We start from the raw sequence: 16,807 nt of genomic DNA, 5'->3' as shown, positions 1-16,807 counted from the left end.
CCACAAGGGAATAGCACAGCTCATGCGATGCGACAGGAGACTTACACCTTGCATATGCGGCAGTATCATCGCGGCACGGCCGTTGCGGTCGGGCAAGGGCGCGACCATCCGTTATCGGCAGAATCAGAGGAGTAGAACCGTGATGACCCGTTCCGCGCGTCGGACCCGCCGGACCCTGCAGGTTGCGGGGGCCGGAGCCGCCGCGCTGCTGGCCCTGAGCGCCTGCTCCTCCAGCGACGACTCGTCCTCCTCTAAGTCCAACACCTCGGCGTCCGCGTCCCCGAAGATGTCCGGCACCGTCACCGTCTTCGCCGCCGCCTCGCTCAAGGAGTCGTTCACGACCCTGGGCAAGGAGTTCGAGACGGCGCACCCGGGTACCAAGGTCACCTTCAACTTCGCCGGCAGCGACGCCCTCGCCGCGAGCATCACCAGCGGTGCCCCGGCCGATGTGTTCGCCGCCGCGAGCCCCAAGACCATGGCGATCGTCACGGACAAGGGGGACGGCGTCGGCACCCCGGCCACGTTCGTCCGCAACCAGCTGGAGATCGCCACCCTGCCGGGCAACCCCGACAAGGTGGCCTCCCTGAAGGACCTCACCAAGTCCGGCCTCAAGGTCGTGCTCTGCGACAAGACGGTGCCGTGCGGCGCCGCGGCCCAAAAGGCGCTGACGGCAAGCAAGTTGAAGCTCACCCCGGTGTCGTACGAGGAGGACGTCAAGTCCGCCCTCAACAAGGTGGTGCTGAAGGAGGCCGACGCGGCGGTCGTCTACAAGACCGACGTGCACGCGGCCGGCAGCAAGGTGGAGGGCGTCGAGTTCCCCGAGTCCGCCGACGCCATCAACGACTACCCGATCGTCCTCCTGAAGAACGCGCCCAACGCCGTCGCCGCCAAGGCGTTCATCGCGCTGGTGCAGTCCGCCGAGGGCCAGAAGGTGCTGTCCGCGGCGGGCTTCCTCAAGCCGTGACCCAACTCGACACCTCCGACGCCGCGGCCGAGACCCTGAAGGGCGGCCCGCGGCGTCGCCGCGTCCGGATGCCCGGGCACGGGGTGCCGTTGCCCCTGCTGGTGCCCGCGCTCGTGGGGCTGGCGTTCCTGCTCCTCCCGCTGCTCGCCCTTCTCGTACGGGCCCCCTGGCGGTCGCTGCCGTCCCAACTCACCAGCACGGAGGTCTGGCAGGCGCTCCAACTCTCCCTGCTGAGCGCGACCTTGGCGACCGCCGTGTGCCTGGTCCTGGGCGTGCCACTGGCCTGGCTGCTGGCCCGCACGGAGTTTCCCGGCCGCCGCGTCGTCCGGGCCCTGGTGACGCTCCCGCTGGTCCTGCCCCCCGTGGTGGGCGGCGTAGCACTGCTCCTGGCCCTCGGTCGCAACGGTGTCGTGGGCCAGTGGCTGGACTCGTGGTTCGGCATCACGCTCCCCTTCACCACGACCGGCGTCGTGGTCGCGGAGGCGTTCGTCGCGATGCCGTTCCTGGTCATCAGCGTCGAGGGCACCCTGCGAGCCGCCGACCCCCGCTACGAGGAGGCTGCCCAGACCCTCGGCGCCTCCCGCTTCACGGCGTTCCGCCGGGTCACACTCCCCCTGATCGCCCCCGGCATCGCAGCCGGCTCGGTGCTCGCCTGGGCCCGTGCGCTGGGCGAGTTCGGTGCGACGATCACCTTCGCCGGCAACTTCCCGGGCCGCACCCAGACCATGCCCCTCGCGGTCTACCTCGCCCTCCAGAACGACCCGGAAGCGGCGATCGCCCTCAGCCTGGTCCTCCTGGCCGTTTCGATCGCGGTCCTGGCAGGACTTCGGGACCGCTGGATGACCACCTCATGAGCTACCTCATCACCACACCTGACAAGGGCCTCGACGCCCATCTCGTCGTGGACCGCGGCACCTTCCGCCTGGACGTCGAGCTGGCCGCCGCACCGGGAGACGTGGTCGCCCTCCTCGGCCCCAACGGCGCGGGCAAGACAACCGCGTTGCGAGCCCTGGCCGGCCTGGTCGGCCTGACGGACGGTCATCTACGGCTGGACGGCACGGAGTTGGACCGTATGCCCCCGGAGTCCCGCCCGGTGGGAGTCGTCTTCCAGGACTACCTCCTCTTCCCGCACCTCACCGCACTCGACAACGTCGGTTTCGGCCCGCGCTGCCAGGGCGCGACCAAGGCGGAGTCCCGGGCCATCGCCGCCGAGTGGCTGGAGAGGATGGGCCTCACCGAGCACGCGAGCGCCAAGCCCCGGGGACTCTCCGGCGGCCAGGCTCAACGCGTGGCCGTGGCAAGGGCGTTGGCGACCCACCCACGCCTCCTGCTCCTCGACGAACCCCTGGCCGCCCTGGACGCCCGCACCCGCCTGGACGTACGGGCCCAACTCCGCCGCCATCTCGCGGAGTTCGAAGCGGTAGCCGTCCTGGTCACCCACGACCCCCTGGACGCCATGGTGTTGGCCGACCGGCTGGTGGTGATCGAGCACGGCACGATCGTCCAGCAGGGCACCCCCGCCGACATCGCCCGCCACCCGCGCACGGACTACATCGCCCAACTCGTCGGCCTCAACCTCTACAAGGGCAGCGCCGACGGCCACACGGTCACACTCGACACCGGCCCCACGATCACCACCACGGAGGACCTGACCGGCGAGGTGTTCGTGGCGTTCCCACCAAGCGCGGTGACTCTCTTCCGAGACCGCCCGACCGGCGCCAGCGCCCGCAACCTCTGGCACTGCGAGGTAGCGGGCCTGGAAACCCACGGCGACCAGATCCGCGTCGACCTGACCGGCGAACTCCCCCTGGCAGCAGACCTGACGACACCGGCAGCAGCCGAACTGGACCTGCATCAGGGGGCGTCGGTCTGGGCCGCCGTCAAGGCAACCCAGACCCACTCATATCCAACCTGAGCCAGAGCGCTCCTTCAGGACGCGGGGCTGTATCAATTTGTGGCTCCGCCACGGGGCGCGCCCAGCCGCAACGGACCCGCAGCCGAACTCCGAGCCTCAGTCCTCGTACGCATCCAACGGCGGGCAGGAACAAACAAGGTTCCTGTCCCCAAAGGCCTGGTCGATCCGCCGCACAGGCGGCCAGTACTTGTCGGCAACGGAAACACCCGCCGGGAAGACAGCCTCCTCGCGCGAGTAGGCGTGCCCCCACTCCCCACCCAACGCGGCAGCGGTGTGCGGCGCGTTCCGCAGCGGGTTGTCCTCGGCCGGCCACTCCCCCGCGCCGACCTTCTCGATCTCTCCGCGAATCGCGATCATCGCCTCGCAGAACCGGTCCAGCTCGATCAGGTCCTCGGACTCGGTCGGCTCGATCATCAGCGTGCCGGCCACCGGGAACGACATGGTCGGCGCGTGGAAGCCGTAGTCGATGAGCCGCTTGGCGATGTCGTCGACGGAGACACCGGTCGCCTTGCTGATCGGCCGCAGATCGATGATGCACTCGTGCGCGACGAGCCCGCCGGGCCCGGTGTAGAGCACGGGGTAGTGCGGTTCGAGCCGCTTGGCGATGTAGTTGGCGCTGAGGACCGCCACCTGCGTGGCGCGCTTCAGCCCCTCGCCGCCCATGAGCCGGACGTACGCCCAGGAGATCGGCAGAATCCCGGCCGAGCCCCAGGGAGCAGCGGAGATCGGCCCAACTCCCGTCTCAGGACCGGCCGCAGGCTGCAAGGGATGGTTCGGCAGATACGGCGCCAGGTGCGAGCGCACGCCCACCGGCCCGACACCCGGCCCACCCCCACCGTGCGGAATGCAGAACGTCTTGTGCAGATTCAGATGCGAGACATCGCCGCCGAAGTGCCCCGGCTTGGCAAGCCCCACAAGGGCGTTGAGGTTGGCGCCGTCGACGTAGACCTGCCCGCCCGCCTCGTGGACCTGCGCGCAGATGTCGGCGACGTGCTCCTCGAACACCCCGTGCGTGGACGGGTAGGTGATCATCAGCACCGACAGCTCGTCGCGGTACTGCTCGATCTTCGCCCGCAGGTCCTCGACGTCGATCTCGCCGTCCTCGGCGGTCTTCACGACGACGACCTTCATCCCGGCCATCACGGCACTCGCGGCATTCGTGCCGTGCGCGGAGGACGGGATCAGACACACGGTCCGCTGCTCGTCACCGTTGGCCCGGTGGTACCCACGCACCGCCAGCAGTCCGGCCAACTCGCCCTGCGAACCGGCGTTGGGCTGCAGCGACACCTTGTCGTACCCGGTGACCTCGGCCAGCCGCTCCTCCAACTCCCTGATGAGCGTGAGGTATCCCTGCGCCTGCTCGGCGGGCGCGAAGGGGTGCAGCTGCCCGAACTCGGGCCAGGTGACCGGCTCCATCTCGGTGGTCGCGTTGAGCTTCATCGTGCAGGAGCCCAGCGGGATCATGCCCCGGTCTAGCGCGTAGTCCCGGTCGGCCAGCTTGCGCAGGTAGCGCAGCATCGCGGTCTCGGAACGGTGGTCCCGGAAGACGGGGTGCGTGAGGTACGCGTCGTTCCGCAGCAGCGCCTCGGGCAGCGTGTCCTCAGCGGTCGCGTCGAGCGCCTCGATGTCCCCTTCGACCCCGAACGCGGCCCATACGGCGGCCAGTTGGGCGCGGGTGGTGGTCTCGTCGCAGGCGATGGACACCTGGTCCGCGTCCACGAGGTGGAGGTTGACCCCGTCCTCGCGGGCGGCGGCGACGGCCTCGGCGGCCCGGCCGGGAACGCGCGCGGTCAGCGTGTCGAAGTAGCCGCCGTGGACAACCTCGACACCGCCGGCGGTGAGCCCGGCGGCGAGGATCGTGGCGTACCGGTGCGTCCGCCGCGCGATGCCCTTGAGCCCCTCGGGCCCGTGGTAGACGGCGTACATGCCGGCCATGACGGCGAGGAGCACCTGGGCGGTGCAGATGTTGCTGGTGGCCTTCTCGCGGCGGATGTGCTGTTCGCGGGTCTGCAGGGCGAGGCGGTAGGCCTTGTGTCCGTCGGCGTCGACGGAGACGCCCACGAGCCGCCCGGGCAGGCTGCGCGCGAACTTCTCGTGCACGGCCATGTATCCGGCGTGCGGCCCGCCGAAGCCCATCGGCACCCCGAAGCGTTGCGTCGTACCGACCGCGATGTCCGCGCCCAGCTCGCCGGGCGACTTGAGCAGCGTGAGCGCGAGGAGATCGGCGGCGACGGTGACGAGGGCGCCGAGCGCGTGGGCCTGCTCGATCAGCGGCTTGATGTCGCGTACGGCACCGGAGGCGCCCGGGTACTGCACGAGCACGCCGTTGATCTCGCGCTCGGCGATGTCGGCCGGGATGCCGTCGCTGAGGTCGGCGACGACGACCTCGACACCGGCCGGCTCGGCGCGGGTCTCGATGACGGCGATGGTCTGCGGCAGCGCGTCCGCGTCGACCAGGAACAGACCCTTCTTGTTCTTACCCATGCGCCGCGAGAGCGCCACGGCCTCGGCGGCGGCCGTGCCCTCGTCGAGCAGGGAGGCGCCGGAGGTCGGCAGCCCGGTGAGGTCGGCGACCATGGTCTGGAAGTTGAGGAGGGCTTCGAGCCGCCCCTGGGAGATCTCCGGCTGGTACGGCGTGTAGGCCGTGTACCAGGCCGGGTTCTCCATGACATTGCGCAGGATCACGGGCGGGGTGAAGGTCCCGTAGTACCCGAGTCCGATCATGGAACCGAGGACCTCGTTGCGGTCCGCGAGGGAACGCAGCTCGGCCAGCACCTCGGCCTCGGTACGAGCACCGGGCAGGTCCAGGGAATCGGCGTTCTTGATCACATCGGGGACCGCGGCGGCCGTGAGCTCGTCGAGCGAGCCGTAGCCGACCTGCGCGAGCATCTTGGCCCGCGCTTCCTGGTCGGGGCCGATGTGGCGCTGCTCGAACGGGATGCCCTGTTCGAGCTCGGAGAGCGAAGTGCGAGGGGTGGTCATTTTGGGAGGCCTCCTGGTCGGACACGACCTTCGAGGGCACCACGACAGTGGGGTGCCGGACGGCCTCCCCCTCTGTCATCTCAACCTGAGAGCTTCACCGGTCACCCGAGGGTCACCGGCTTTCACCGTCGGTGAGAGCGAGGGCCGTCGCCGGCACCCGCCCTGCTTTCCAGAGTGACCTCGTCCGTGCGGTACGTGGGCCTGAGAGATTCCGGGGAGGATTTGCTCCTTCGGCGCCTCCGATGAAGTCTGGAGGACTCTCCCGCACGGGGTCAGCAGCCGCTCGCCAGCCTACCAGCGAGCGGTGCAGCCGAGCTTTCGAGTGGCCACCGGCCCGATTGTGCTCTTTTGTAGAGTTTACGAATGAGTTGCGACCAGGAGGAGGGCCCGTGCAGACCGATATCGATCCGCGCAACCTGATCGGCCGCAAGGCGTTCGACCGCACCGGCGCCAAGATCGGCACGATCGACGAGGTCTACCTCGACGACGCGACCGGTGTACCGGAGTGGGCGGCCATACGCACCGGCCTGTTCTCCAGGGACGCCTTCGTCCCCCTGGAGCCCAGCGAGCTCATCGAGGGCACCCTGCACATCCCCTTCGACCGCTCCCTGATCAAGGACGCCCCCGACTTCGGCGTGGGCCGCCACCTCTCCCCCGACCAGGAACTCCAGCTCTACCACCACTACGGCCTCGACGTGGCCCCACCGCCCTCCCTCCCGGACCGCGACTTCGGCAGACTGGCGGGCTCGGACGACGCCTGAGCCGAGGCGGCGAGAGGGTCGGCGGGTCTTCGATTCTCCGGGGGCGGCGCCACCAACTGCCCTGATGCCACGGCCAGTTCACCCGCGTCCCGCGTCACCAACGGCAGCGGCTCCGCCGGCTCCAGCTCGGGATCGTCGGTCCGGAACGTCCGCACCCGCCCGGGCCCGGCATCCTCCGGCGTCTCAAACCGCACGGTGACCCGCCCCAGCCCGCTGCCCTGCACCCACCCGTGCCCGAACCCGGCGTGACGCACATCGTGGCCCGCGGGCCAGCGCCGCTCGACGGGCGCCGGCTGCTCCCCTCCCTCTTCCTCCTCCGTGTGCTCCTCCTCAAGAAGGTCGGCCTGCTCCCCCGCCGCCTGCGCGAACAGGTCCTCCTGCGTGTAGTCGGCGAGCCCGGAGACACCCACCCCCAGCAGCCGCACCCCGCCCGTGGTGTCCACGGAGTCCAGCAACCGCGCCGCTGCCTCCCGCACCACCCCCGGGTCGTCGGTGGGCCCGCGCAGCGTCTCGGAGCGCGTCAGCGTCGAGAAGTCGTACCGCCGCACCTTGAGCACGATGGTCCGCCCCGACAGCCCGGCGCCCCGCAGCCGCCGTACACACCGGTCGGCTAGGCGCTGCACCTCCAGGCCCACCCGGATCCGATCGTGGATGTCCACGTCGTAGGTGTCCTCGACGGACACCGACTTGGTCTCCCGCTCGGCCACCACGGGCCGCTCGTCGTGCGCGAGCGCCATGGCGTACAGCGCGTGCCCGTGCGCCTTGCCGACCAGTCGTACGAGCTCGTCCTCGCCCGCCTCGGCGATCTCGTCGACCGTGGTGATCCCGGCCCGCCGCAGATGGTCGCCCGTCGCCGGTCCGACCCCCGGCAGCGTGCGCACCGACAACGGTCCCAGCAGCGCCCGCTCGCTCCCCGGCTCGATCAGCACCAGCCCGTCGGGCTTGGCCCGCTCGGAGGCGATCTTCGCGAGCATCTTGGAGGCCGCGAGACCGACCGAGCCGGTGAGCCCCGTGACCGCCCGTATGTCGGCGCGGAGCCGCTCCCCGGCCCGCCGCGCGGACTCGGCGTCCCAGGCCGCCTCACCGGCCTCCAGATCCACGAACGCCTCGTCCAGGCTCAGCGGCTCCACAAGCGGCGACAGCGCCCGCAGCAGGGCCATCACCTGCTCGCTGATCGACCGGTAGAACCCGAAGCGCGGCACGAGATACGCGGCGTTCGGAGCGAGTCTGCGCGCCTGGGCCATGGGCATCGCCGAGTTCACCCCGAAAACCCGTGCCTCGTACGAGGCGGTGGCCACCACCCCGCGCGGCCCGAGACCGCCCACGACGACGGCCTTCCCGCGCAGGCTCGGCTTGGATGCCTGCTCCGCCGAGGCGAAGAAGGCATCCATGTCGAGATGCAGGATCGTGGGCGCGGTTCTCACATCTCCGATGCTGCCCTACGCCACTGACAATGCCCCGCCACGGCTCCCGCCGGGTCCTCAGACGGCCCGGTTGCGCCGCCTGGCCAGCTCGTCGGCGGGGTTGACCCCGAGCAGCGTCTCGCCGGTGTCGACGCGCTCCCCGTGCAGCTGCGACAGGGCGCTCTCGACATCCCGCCACACCACGCCCACGGCGATCCCGAAGACCCCCTGGCCGCCCTGGAGCAGGGCGTGGACCTCGTCCGGCGAGGTGCACTCGTAGACCGTGGCGCCGTCGCTCATCAGCGTCATGCGCTCCAGATCGCGGAAGTCGCACTCCCGCAGGTGCAGCACGGCGCTGCGGATGTTCTGCAGCGACACACCCGTGTCGAGGAACCGCTTGACGATCTTCAGGACGACGACGTCGCGGAAGCTGTAGAGCCGCTGCGTCCCCGACCCGTGTGCGGGCCGCACGCTGGGCTCGACGAGCCCCGTGCGTGCCCAGTAGTCCAGTTGCCGATAGGTGATGCCGGCCGCCGCACAGGCCGTAGGGCCCCGGTAGCCGATCTGCTCGGACGCCATGGCCGTCGCCCCTCCACTGCTCGGCACGGCAGTGGGTCGATGCGGAGCGTGATCGGCCGCACTGCCATGAAGCGGGTACGGGCCACTGTCCCCGAAACTGCGTTCCGGGGCACCCCCAGCCGTACCGTCGCCGCTGCTTCTCACGCCGACCTCCGTCCTTGACCTGCCTTCTCGACGGTAGGCAGTCACCAGGGGTGCGTCAACGATCGCCACGCTAGGCACGCCGAGTGATAATCACCCTAGGAGTGGTTTCCCGTACCCCACCGCGGGGAAAGGCTAGCCGAATGCTCTCGCGGCGGGCCGCAGGACGCTCTCACACGCCGGTGGCAAATGCCAGCATTTTCCTGCCGGCCGTCGATCTCACTGGCTGTTGGTCCCGAAGTCCTCGGGCGAGATCTGGTCGAGGAACTCGCGGAACTTCTCCACCTCGTCCTCCTGCTCGTCGGGGATCGCGATGCCGGCGTCGTCGAGCACGCCGTCGCTGCCGTAGATCGGCGTCCCGGTGCGCAGTGCCAGCGCTATGGCGTCGGACGGGCGGGCGCTCACCTCGACTCCGCTGGCGAACACCAGCTCGGCGTAGAAGACGCCCTCACGCAGATCCGTGATGCGTACTTCGGTGAGCTCCTGGCCGACGGCCTCCAGCACGTCCTTGAACAGGTCGTGGGTCAGCGGTCGTGCGGGGGCCATGCCCTGCTGTGCGAAGGCGATCGCCGTCGCCTCCCCGGGCCCGATCCAGATGGGGAGGTAGCGGTCGCCTCCCACTTCACGCAGGAGCACGATCGGTTGGTTGGAGGGCATTTCGACCCGGACACCTACGACATCGAGCTCGTTCACACAGCAACCCTAGGCCGTGCCCGGGACGTTTGGGTAGTCGGGCCGGGATCGGGTGACCGATCAGGCTGCCGTAATCCCGCCCGGCTCAGGGCAGGCGTACACCCAGCGCGGTCTGCACCAGCGCGGCGTGCAGCTTCACCGTGAGCCCCGCCAGCTCCTTCGTACGGGCCTCCGCGTGGGCCCTGGTCTGCGGATTGCGGTGCCGCTTCAGTGGGGCGACCACCTGGTCGACGAGCCCGGCCTCGCGGTCCGCCGCGGCCTTCATGGCGCGCAGGTGCCGGGGTTCGATCCCGAACCGCCCCAACTCCAGGACGAGCCCGGCCACGGTGACGGCTTCCGCGTCGTACACGCCGTCCGGCAGTGGAGCGATGAGTCCGTACGACTCCCACTCGTCGAGCTCCTGCTCACCGATCCCGGCGGCGGCCAGCAGCTCGGCCCGCCCGATCCGGGCCGCCGTGGGGCCCTCCACGGGCTCCAGGACGACTTCGCCGTCCCGTTGACGGCCTACGGTGGGCAGCGGGGCGGCCTCTCCGCGCTCCATGGCTTCGAGGTGCTCGCGGATCACCTTGAGCGGCAGATAGTGGTCCCGCTGCATCCGCAGAACATGGCCGAGGCGCTCGACGTCGGCGGGGCTGAACTTGCGGTATCCGGAAGGGGTCCGCTGCGGCTCGATGAGCCCCTCCGACTCCAGGAAACGGATCTTGGAGATGGTGACTTCGGGGAACTCGTCGCGCAGCGTGTTCAGCACCGTGCCGATGCTCATCAGCCCGGTGTCCGCGGCGGCGGTACCGTGCCCGGCACCGCCGCTCGGTGTTTGAAGCATGGACCTTCCTGGGGGAATCCCCCGGACACAGTCCGAGGGAGGGTCAGTAGCCCCGCTGGCTCGCGTAGAACACCAGCCGGTACTTGCCGATCTGCACCTCGTCACCGTTGGCCAGGGGGACCGAGTCGATGCGCTCGCGGTTGACGTACGTGCCGTTCAGGCTGCCGACGTCGGCGACTGTGAAAGAACCGTCGGCAACACGCCGGAACTCCACATGGCGGCGCGAGACCGTCACGTCGTCCAGGAAGATGTCGCTCTGCGGATGACGGCCGGCAGTGGTCAGCTCGCCGTCCAGCAGGAAGCGGCTGCCCGAGTTCGGACCGCGCCGCACCACCAGGAGCGCCGAGCCCAGCGGCAGGGCGTCGACGGCCGCCTGGGCCTCCGGGGAGAGCGTCGGCATCTGCGTCTGGCCGGTCACCTCGGCGTCGTAGGCCTCAAGACCGGAGATGGAGATCGTGGACGTCGTCTCGGACGCACGCTCCGGGGTCACACCGGGGCGCAGTGGCGCACCGCAGTTGGAACAGAAGCGGCTGTTCTCCGCGTTGCGGTTACCGCACCTCGTACACACCAGGGCCGACATAAGGGAAAACCCTCCACCCGTACTTGAGGTTGACGGTTGCCCGAAACCTATGTCGCCGGACTGCGCAGGGTCAACCGACGGCGCGCCCTGACCAGCGACCTGGTCACGGAACAGCGGACGCTGGCCCTCCGCGTCCGGTTGTGCGCGATGGCGAGCGGTCTGATTGTCGCCACTCTCTTTCGCACTCTTGCCGAACAACTTCGCAAACAACTTCACGGGCGATTCCCCTTGACCGAAACAGACCCGCCCGTGGGGCAGGACGAACCCTGATTGAACACACCGGTCGACCCGGACATCCTCACAACGTCCGTATCCACCAGACAGTTTCCACCACGCACCACCCAATCGGTGCGCCGACCCCCCGCAAGCTCATGCCCTCGCCGGACGGTCCGCATGCACCCCCGGTTCACCGGGAGGACGACCGAGCGTAGTCAGGCTGCTTCGCGGCCCGCAAGGCATCCACGACGATCTTGCTCGACCGCCCGACGGTAACGGTGGCCTGCTCCTTCTCAAGAGTCTGCACCACACCTCCAGGGATGTTGAGCGCCGGTTCGAGATCCTGCGGCTTGCCGATGACCTTGAAACGATAGGGGGCGTTGATCTTGTTCCCGTCGACGCTCACGCTCTTGTCGGAGTCCGTCAGATAGGTGCCGGCCACCACACGGACGCCGTTCACCTGGATCGCCTCCGCGCCGGCCGCGCGCAACTCCTGGACCGCATCGAGCAACATGTCCGCCTCGACCGTTCCCTTCGTGTCATCGATGGTCATCGTGATGCCGGGTCCCTGCGCGGCCACGGTGCCCGCCAGAATGCCGAGTTGTTTCTCCTTCTCGGCGGTCTGCTTGCGGGCCTCCTCGGCCTGGTCGGAGCTGTTCTCCAGCTCGTCGCGCTGTTTCTGCAGACCCTGCTTCTCGTCCTCAAGACGCTGAGTACGGTCGTCCAGTTCATCGAGAATGCGCACAAGATCTTCCTGCCGGGCCCCGCGCAGCGCGCTGTCGCTGTTGCTGTTCGAGGCGACCTGCACGGCCAGCCCGAAGCCGAGGCCGAACAGCAGCACGGCGACGATGAGTTGGGCCCTACTGGCGCGCGGCGGCCACAGCCCCTGGACCAGCCGCTGCCGACCCGTGACGGTGGGAGCAGGCGTCTCCTCGGCGACCGGCGCCTCCGCAAAAGCAGACGCCGGTACCTCTTCGGGCAGTTCCCTGCGCAGCCTGTTCTCCGGCTGCTCGTCCTCGTTGCTCATCTACCTCACGCCCGGAAGACGTGCCGGCGAATGGCCGCGGCGTTGGAGAAGATCCGGATCCCGAGAACGACCACGACACCCGTGGACAGCTGGGCGCCGACGCCCAGCTTGTCGCCCAGGAACACGATCAGCGCGGCCACGACCACGTTCGACAGGAACGACACGACGAAGACCTTGTCGTCGAAGATGCCGTCGAGCATCGCCCGCAGACCACCGAAGACGGCGTCGAGCGCCGCGACGACCGCGATCGGCAGATACGGCTCGACGACCACCGGCACCTCAGGCCGGACCAGGATTCCGGCCACCACTCCCACGATGAGGCCCAGTACGGCGATCACGATGTGCCCTTCTCAGTTCTCGGCTGTGCTGTTCGTACGATCACACTCGGCGCGGCGGGCAGCCGGAGATCGCTCTCCACGGCGATGGTCGCCCTGATGCCGTAGTTGTCTTCCAGAGCGTTCAGATAGAGCCCGTCGGCACCGTTCTGGAACCGCGTGCTCAGACGCTTGCCGTCCCCCACCGCGAGCACCGTATAGGGCGGTACCAGTGGCCTGTTGTCGACCAGTATCGCGTCGCCCGCGGCCCTGATCGCGGACAGCGCCGTCAGCCGCTGCCCGTTGACGGAGATGGCCTCGGCACCCGCCGCCCACAGTCCGTTGACCACCCGCTGCATGTCGCGGTCGCGCACCCGCCCGGTGTCGGAGAAGTCCGCGGTCTCGCGCGGGTTGTCGCCTCCGCCGCTGCTGGCTTCCTTCGCGTCGTCGACGACGAGCTTCACACCGGGGCCGTGCACCGCGGTGGCACCGGACAGCATGCTCACCAGGTCCGCCTGGCCGCTGCCGCCACTCGTCTTCAGCGCCGCCCGCTGCCGCGCGCTCACGTCGTCCCGGAGCGTGTCGACGGTGTCTTCCAGCTCGTCCGCCGACTTGGTCTCTTTGTCGATACGGTCGATCAGTTCCTGGCGCTCCTTGGCCACCACGGGGGCGGCCACCCGCGCCTGTGCCGCTCCCAGCGTCACGACAAGGGCCGCCAGCACCAGGCCGGCGGCGAGACCGACCTTCGCCTTGAGGGTCTTCGGCATGCCGCTCGCGCCCGCTGCCTTCTTCCGGGCGGCTGCCTCGGCGTAACCCTCGTCGAGGCTGTGGTCCATGACGTTGGTGAGCAGCGACATGGATGCGTCCGGACGCGCAGGGCGCGTGGGTGTGCTCCGAACGGGGGGCTGCTGCGGCATGCCGCACATCGTCGCACGTGGTGGCCCGTACCTCCGAATGGCCCCACCGGCGTGCCGGACAGGCCCCCTTGGGGAGACATGTCCGGCACGCGCGCGTGGTCCGCGTTTTACCGTCCGGCGCTGTCCACGACCGCCGACCACTCGTCCAACAGTGCCTGCGCGGAGGCGTCGTCGGGCCCTTCGGCCCACAGATGAGTGACCGCCTCGGCCGGGTCCGGCAACACCATCACCCAGCGCCCGTCGGTCTCCACCACGCGTACCCCGTCCGTGGTGTCGACAAAGCGATCACCGGCCGCTTCCACGACCCGGCGCATCACAAGTCCCTTGACGGCCCAGGGAGTCGCCAGATCCCGCTTCAGGACGTGCGCCCGCGGAATCCGCGCATCGATCTGGCTCAGCGTGAGTTGCGTACGCGCCACCAGCCCGATGAGTCGTACGAAGGCGGCGGCACCGTCGAAGACGCTGCTGAACTCCGGGATGATGAACCCGGCCTTGCCGTCGCCGCCGAAGATGGTCGTCTCGTCGCGACCGACCCTGGTCAGGTCGTCCGGCGAGGTCGTCGTCCACTCGACCTGGGTCCCGTGATAGGCCGCCACCTGCTCGGCGATCCTCGTGGTGGTCACCGGCAGCGCCACCCGTCCACTGCGCCGCTCGGCGGCCACCAGGTCGAGCATCACGAGCAGGGCCCGGTCGTCCTCGACGATCCGACCCTTCTCGTCGACGAGCGACAACCGCTCACCGACCGGGTCGAACCGCACCCCGAACGCGGCCCGCGCGGAGGCCACGATCTCGCCGAGCCGCACCAGCCCCGAGCGCCGCGTGTCCGCGGTCTCCGTCGGCCTGGACTCGTCGAGACCGGGATTGATCGTCAGCGAATCCACACCGAGCTTGCCGAGCAGGCTGGGCAGCACGAGCCCGGCGCTGCCGTTCGAAGCGTCCACCACGACCTTCAGGCCGGAGTCGGCGATCCCGGTCGTATCGACATTCCGCAGCAAGGACCCGGTGTACGAGTCGAAGACGCTGGCCGGGAAGTGCAGGTCCCCGATCTCACCGGGGAACGCACGCCGGTACTCCTGCCGTGCGAACACCCGGTCCAGCTTGCGCTGACTCCCCTGCGAGAGGTCGGCGCCCTGGCTGTCGAAGAACATGATGTCGACGGAGTCCGGCACCCCGGGCGTGGTCCGGATCATGATCCCGCCGGCACTGCCCCGCGCGGTCTGCTGCCGGGCCACCGGCAGCGGTACGTTCTCCAGATCCCGTACGTCGATGGCGCTGGTCTGCAGGGCGGAGATCACCGCCCGCTTGAGCGCACGGGCACCTCGGGAGTGGTCGCGGGCCGTGGTGACCGTGGAGCCCTTCTTGAGGGTCGTCGCGTAGGCGCCGGCGAGACGCACCACCAGCTCCGGCGTGATCTCCACGTTCAGGATCCCGGACACACCGCGCGCACCGAAGAGGTGCGCCTGTCCTCTGGACTCCCAGATAACCGACGTGTTGACGAAGGCACCGGCTTCGATCGTCTTGAACGGGTAGACCCGCACATTGCCCTGCACGATCGATTCTTCACCGATCAGGCACTCGTCACCGATGACGGCGCCGTCCTCGATCCGGGCCGCTCGCATGATGTCGGTGTTCTTTCCAACGACACAGCCACGCAGATTGCTGTGCTGGCCGACGTACACGTTGTCGTGCACGACCGCCCTGTGCAGGAAAGCCCCGGTCTTCACGACGACGTTCGAACCGATGACGGTGTGCTCACGGATTTCGGCGCCGGCCTCCACCTTGGCGTAGTCACCGATATAGAGCGGCCCGCGGAGAACCGCGTCCGGGTGCACTTCGGCCCCCTCGGCCACCCACACGCCCGGCGACAGCTCGAAGCCGTCGATCTCGACGTCGACCTTGCCCTCCAGGACATCGGCCTGCGCCTTCACATAGCTCTCGTGAGTGCCGACGTCCTCCCAGTAGCCCTCGGCGACAAAGCCGTAGACCGGCTTTCCCTCCTTCATCAGCTGCGGGAAGACATCGCCGGACCAGTCGACCGGAACATCGGCCTCGACATAGTCGAAGACCTCAGGCTCCATCACATAGATGCCCGTGTTCACCGTGTCCGAGAAGACCTGGCCCCAGGTCGGCTTCTCAAGGAAACGCTCGACCTTTCCCTCTTCGTCGACGATGGTGATGCCGAATTCCAGCGGATTGGGCACCCTGGTCAGACAGACCGTGACCAGCGCACCCTTCTCCTTGTGGAAATTGATCAGTTCGGTGAGGTCGAAGTCGGTCAGGGCATCACCGGAGATGACGAGGAAGGCATCGTCCTTCAACGCCTCTTCGGCGTTCTTGACGCTTCCGGCGGTACCGAGTGGCTTCTCCTCATTGGCATACGAGAGCTCCATGCCGAGCTCTTCGCCGTCACCGAAGTAGTTCTTGACCAGCGAGGCCAAGAACTGCACGGTGACTACGGTCTCATTGAGTCCATGCCTTTTGAGCAGCCTGAGCACGTGCTCCATGATCGGTCGATTGACCACGGGCAACAGTGGCTTGGGCATGCTTGAGGTCATGGGGCGAAGGCGTGTGCCTTCGCCTCCGGCCATCACTACGGCCTTCATGTCGGAAGCGTCCTCCTCTGAGAGACGACGGTCTAGCCGACTGCACCAGTCCAGATTGTCCCGCACTTTTGCTCAGCGGGCCATCGAGCGACTGTTACCGCCCTATCGGCAAGGTCAGTCGGCCGTGGCATCCGCACGCAGCAGGCGGCGGACTTGTACCACGTAGAGGACTCCTGCCCACCAGTACAGCGTTGTACCCCATCCGGCGAACGCCCATCCGAAAATCGCTGCGAGTGACGGAAGCCATCCACTTCCGTCACTGAGCAACAGCAACGGGAACGCGTACATCAGGTTGAACGTCGCGGCCTTACCCAGGAAGTTCACCTGTAGCGGCGGATACCCGTGGCGCCTGAGGATGCCCACCACTACCAACAGAACCAGCTCCCGCGCCAGCAGCGCAGCGGTCAACCAGATTGGCAGAATCTCGCGCCAGGTGAGTCCGACGAGAGTCGAGAGAATATAGAGCCGGTCCGCGGCCGGATCAAGAAGCCGGCCAAGGCTGCTGATCTGGTTCCAGCGCCGCGCGAGCTTACCGTCCAGGTAGTCACTGACCCCGCTCAGCATCAGCACCAGGAGCGCCCAGCCGTCACTCTTGGGGCCTCCGAACTCGGGCCTGAGGATCAACCACAGGAAGATGGGTACGCCGACCAGGCGCGCCATGCTGAGGATGTTCGGGATGGTGAGCACCCGGTCTGTCTGGACGCGGGTCTCCTGGACCTCCACCCGGGGGCCTCCTGTGGGGAAAACGAGCCAACGATGCTCCCTGACCTTACCCCAACGCAAAAAAGCTCTGGCTCTTGGGCTGCGTGCCCAAGAGCCAGAGATCTAAAAGGAGTTCGGCGGCGTCCTACTCTCCCACAGGGTCCCCCCTGCAGTACCATCGGCGCTG

15 protein-coding genes and 1 riboswitch are annotated in these 16,807 nt (G+C 68.5%); of the genes, 4 read left to right on the top strand and 11 right to left on the bottom strand.

The window, feature by feature from the left end:
* The first annotated feature begins 142 nt into the window (after positions 1-142).
* The 3 genes from modA to ACWDEW_RS39605 are packed head-to-tail and all read left to right on the top strand — an operon-like array spanning position 143 to position 2,879.
* Complete coding sequence (gene modA, locus ACWDEW_RS39615; protein ID WP_450519778.1) at positions 143-964, top strand: molybdate ABC transporter substrate-binding protein; 822 nt, start codon at positions 143-145, stop codon at positions 962-964.
* A complete protein-coding gene (locus tag ACWDEW_RS39610) occupies positions 961-1,818 on the top strand; it encodes an ABC transporter permease (protein ID WP_450519776.1) in 858 nt (285 codons plus the stop codon). Before modA ends, ACWDEW_RS39610 begins: the two co-directional genes overlap by 4 nt.
* The gene (locus tag ACWDEW_RS39605) at positions 1,815-2,879 is read left to right on the top strand and encodes an ABC transporter ATP-binding protein (protein ID WP_450519774.1); all 1,065 of its coding nucleotides are present in this window, start codon (positions 1,815-1,817) and stop codon (positions 2,877-2,879) included. Before ACWDEW_RS39610 ends, ACWDEW_RS39605 begins: the two co-directional genes overlap by 4 nt.
* Positions 2,880-2,975: 96 nt before the next feature.
* Here the strand turns inward: ACWDEW_RS39605 and gcvP are convergent, their stop codons facing one another.
* Complete coding sequence (gene gcvP, locus ACWDEW_RS39600) at positions 2,976-5,861, bottom strand: aminomethyl-transferring glycine dehydrogenase (RefSeq protein ID WP_450519772.1); 2,886 nt, start codon at positions 5,859-5,861, stop codon at positions 2,976-2,978.
* 179 nt (positions 5,862-6,040) lie between these two features.
* Positions 6,041-6,136, bottom strand: a riboswitch (glycine riboswitch).
* A gap of 114 nt (positions 6,137-6,250) precedes the next feature.
* On the opposite strand from gcvP, the gene ACWDEW_RS39595 reads away from it, so the two are divergent.
* On the top strand, positions 6,251-6,622 hold the full coding sequence (locus ACWDEW_RS39595; RefSeq protein ID WP_450519770.1) for a PRC-barrel domain-containing protein: 372 nt from the start codon (positions 6,251-6,253) through the stop codon (positions 6,620-6,622).
* On the opposite strand, the gene ACWDEW_RS39590 is transcribed toward ACWDEW_RS39595, so the two are convergent.
* The 10 genes from ACWDEW_RS39590 to ACWDEW_RS39545 form a co-directional block, all read right to left on the bottom strand.
* Positions 6,544-8,046 (bottom strand): DNA polymerase IV, encoded by a 1,503-nt coding sequence (locus tag ACWDEW_RS39590; RefSeq protein WP_450519768.1) that lies wholly within the window; start codon positions 8,044-8,046, stop codon positions 6,544-6,546. The two genes, ACWDEW_RS39595 and ACWDEW_RS39590, sit on opposite strands and share 79 nt — an antisense overlap.
* A 57-nt stretch (positions 8,047-8,103) precedes the next feature.
* Entirely contained in the window at positions 8,104-8,748 is a 645-nt protein-coding gene (locus tag ACWDEW_RS39585) for a MerR family transcriptional regulator (RefSeq protein WP_450519766.1), read from the bottom strand.
* A gap of 216 nt (positions 8,749-8,964) precedes the next feature.
* Positions 8,965-9,438: a bifunctional nuclease family protein gene (locus ACWDEW_RS39580; RefSeq protein WP_006123076.1), complete on the bottom strand. Its 474-nt coding sequence runs from the start codon at positions 9,436-9,438 to the stop codon at positions 8,965-8,967.
* 85 nt (positions 9,439-9,523) lie between these two features.
* Positions 9,524-10,261 (bottom strand): transcriptional regulator FtsR, encoded by a 738-nt coding sequence (ftsR, locus tag ACWDEW_RS39575; RefSeq protein ID WP_450519764.1) that lies wholly within the window; start codon positions 10,259-10,261, stop codon positions 9,524-9,526.
* 43 nt (positions 10,262-10,304) lie between these two features.
* Complete coding sequence (locus tag ACWDEW_RS39570) at positions 10,305-11,186, bottom strand: FHA domain-containing protein (RefSeq protein WP_450519762.1); 882 nt, start codon at positions 11,184-11,186, stop codon at positions 10,305-10,307.
* A 61-nt stretch (positions 11,187-11,247) separates the two neighbouring features.
* Positions 11,248-12,084 (bottom strand): DUF881 domain-containing protein, encoded by an 837-nt coding sequence (locus tag ACWDEW_RS39565; RefSeq protein ID WP_450519760.1) that lies wholly within the window; start codon positions 12,082-12,084, stop codon positions 11,248-11,250.
* A 5-nt stretch (positions 12,085-12,089) separates the two neighbouring features.
* A complete protein-coding gene (locus tag ACWDEW_RS39560) occupies positions 12,090-12,422 on the bottom strand; it encodes a small basic family protein (RefSeq protein ID WP_019059351.1) in 333 nt (110 codons plus the stop codon).
* Positions 12,419-13,255 (bottom strand): DUF881 domain-containing protein, encoded by an 837-nt coding sequence (locus tag ACWDEW_RS39555; RefSeq protein ID WP_450519757.1) that lies wholly within the window; start codon positions 13,253-13,255, stop codon positions 12,419-12,421. Before ACWDEW_RS39555 ends, ACWDEW_RS39560 begins: the two co-directional genes overlap by 4 nt.
* Before the next feature lie 167 nt (positions 13,256-13,422).
* Positions 13,423-15,918 (bottom strand): mannose-1-phosphate guanyltransferase, encoded by a 2,496-nt coding sequence (locus tag ACWDEW_RS39550; RefSeq protein WP_019075736.1) that lies wholly within the window; start codon positions 15,916-15,918, stop codon positions 13,423-13,425.
* Between the two features lie 114 nt (positions 15,919-16,032).
* Complete coding sequence (locus ACWDEW_RS39545; protein ID WP_450519755.1) at positions 16,033-16,641, bottom strand: CDP-alcohol phosphatidyltransferase family protein; 609 nt, start codon at positions 16,639-16,641, stop codon at positions 16,033-16,035.
* Positions 16,642-16,807 lie beyond the last annotated feature (166 nt).

It is taken from the genome of Streptomyces sp. NPDC001100 (genome assembly GCF_053598575.1).
This window is presented reverse-complemented; position numbering and strand designations above follow the sequence as displayed.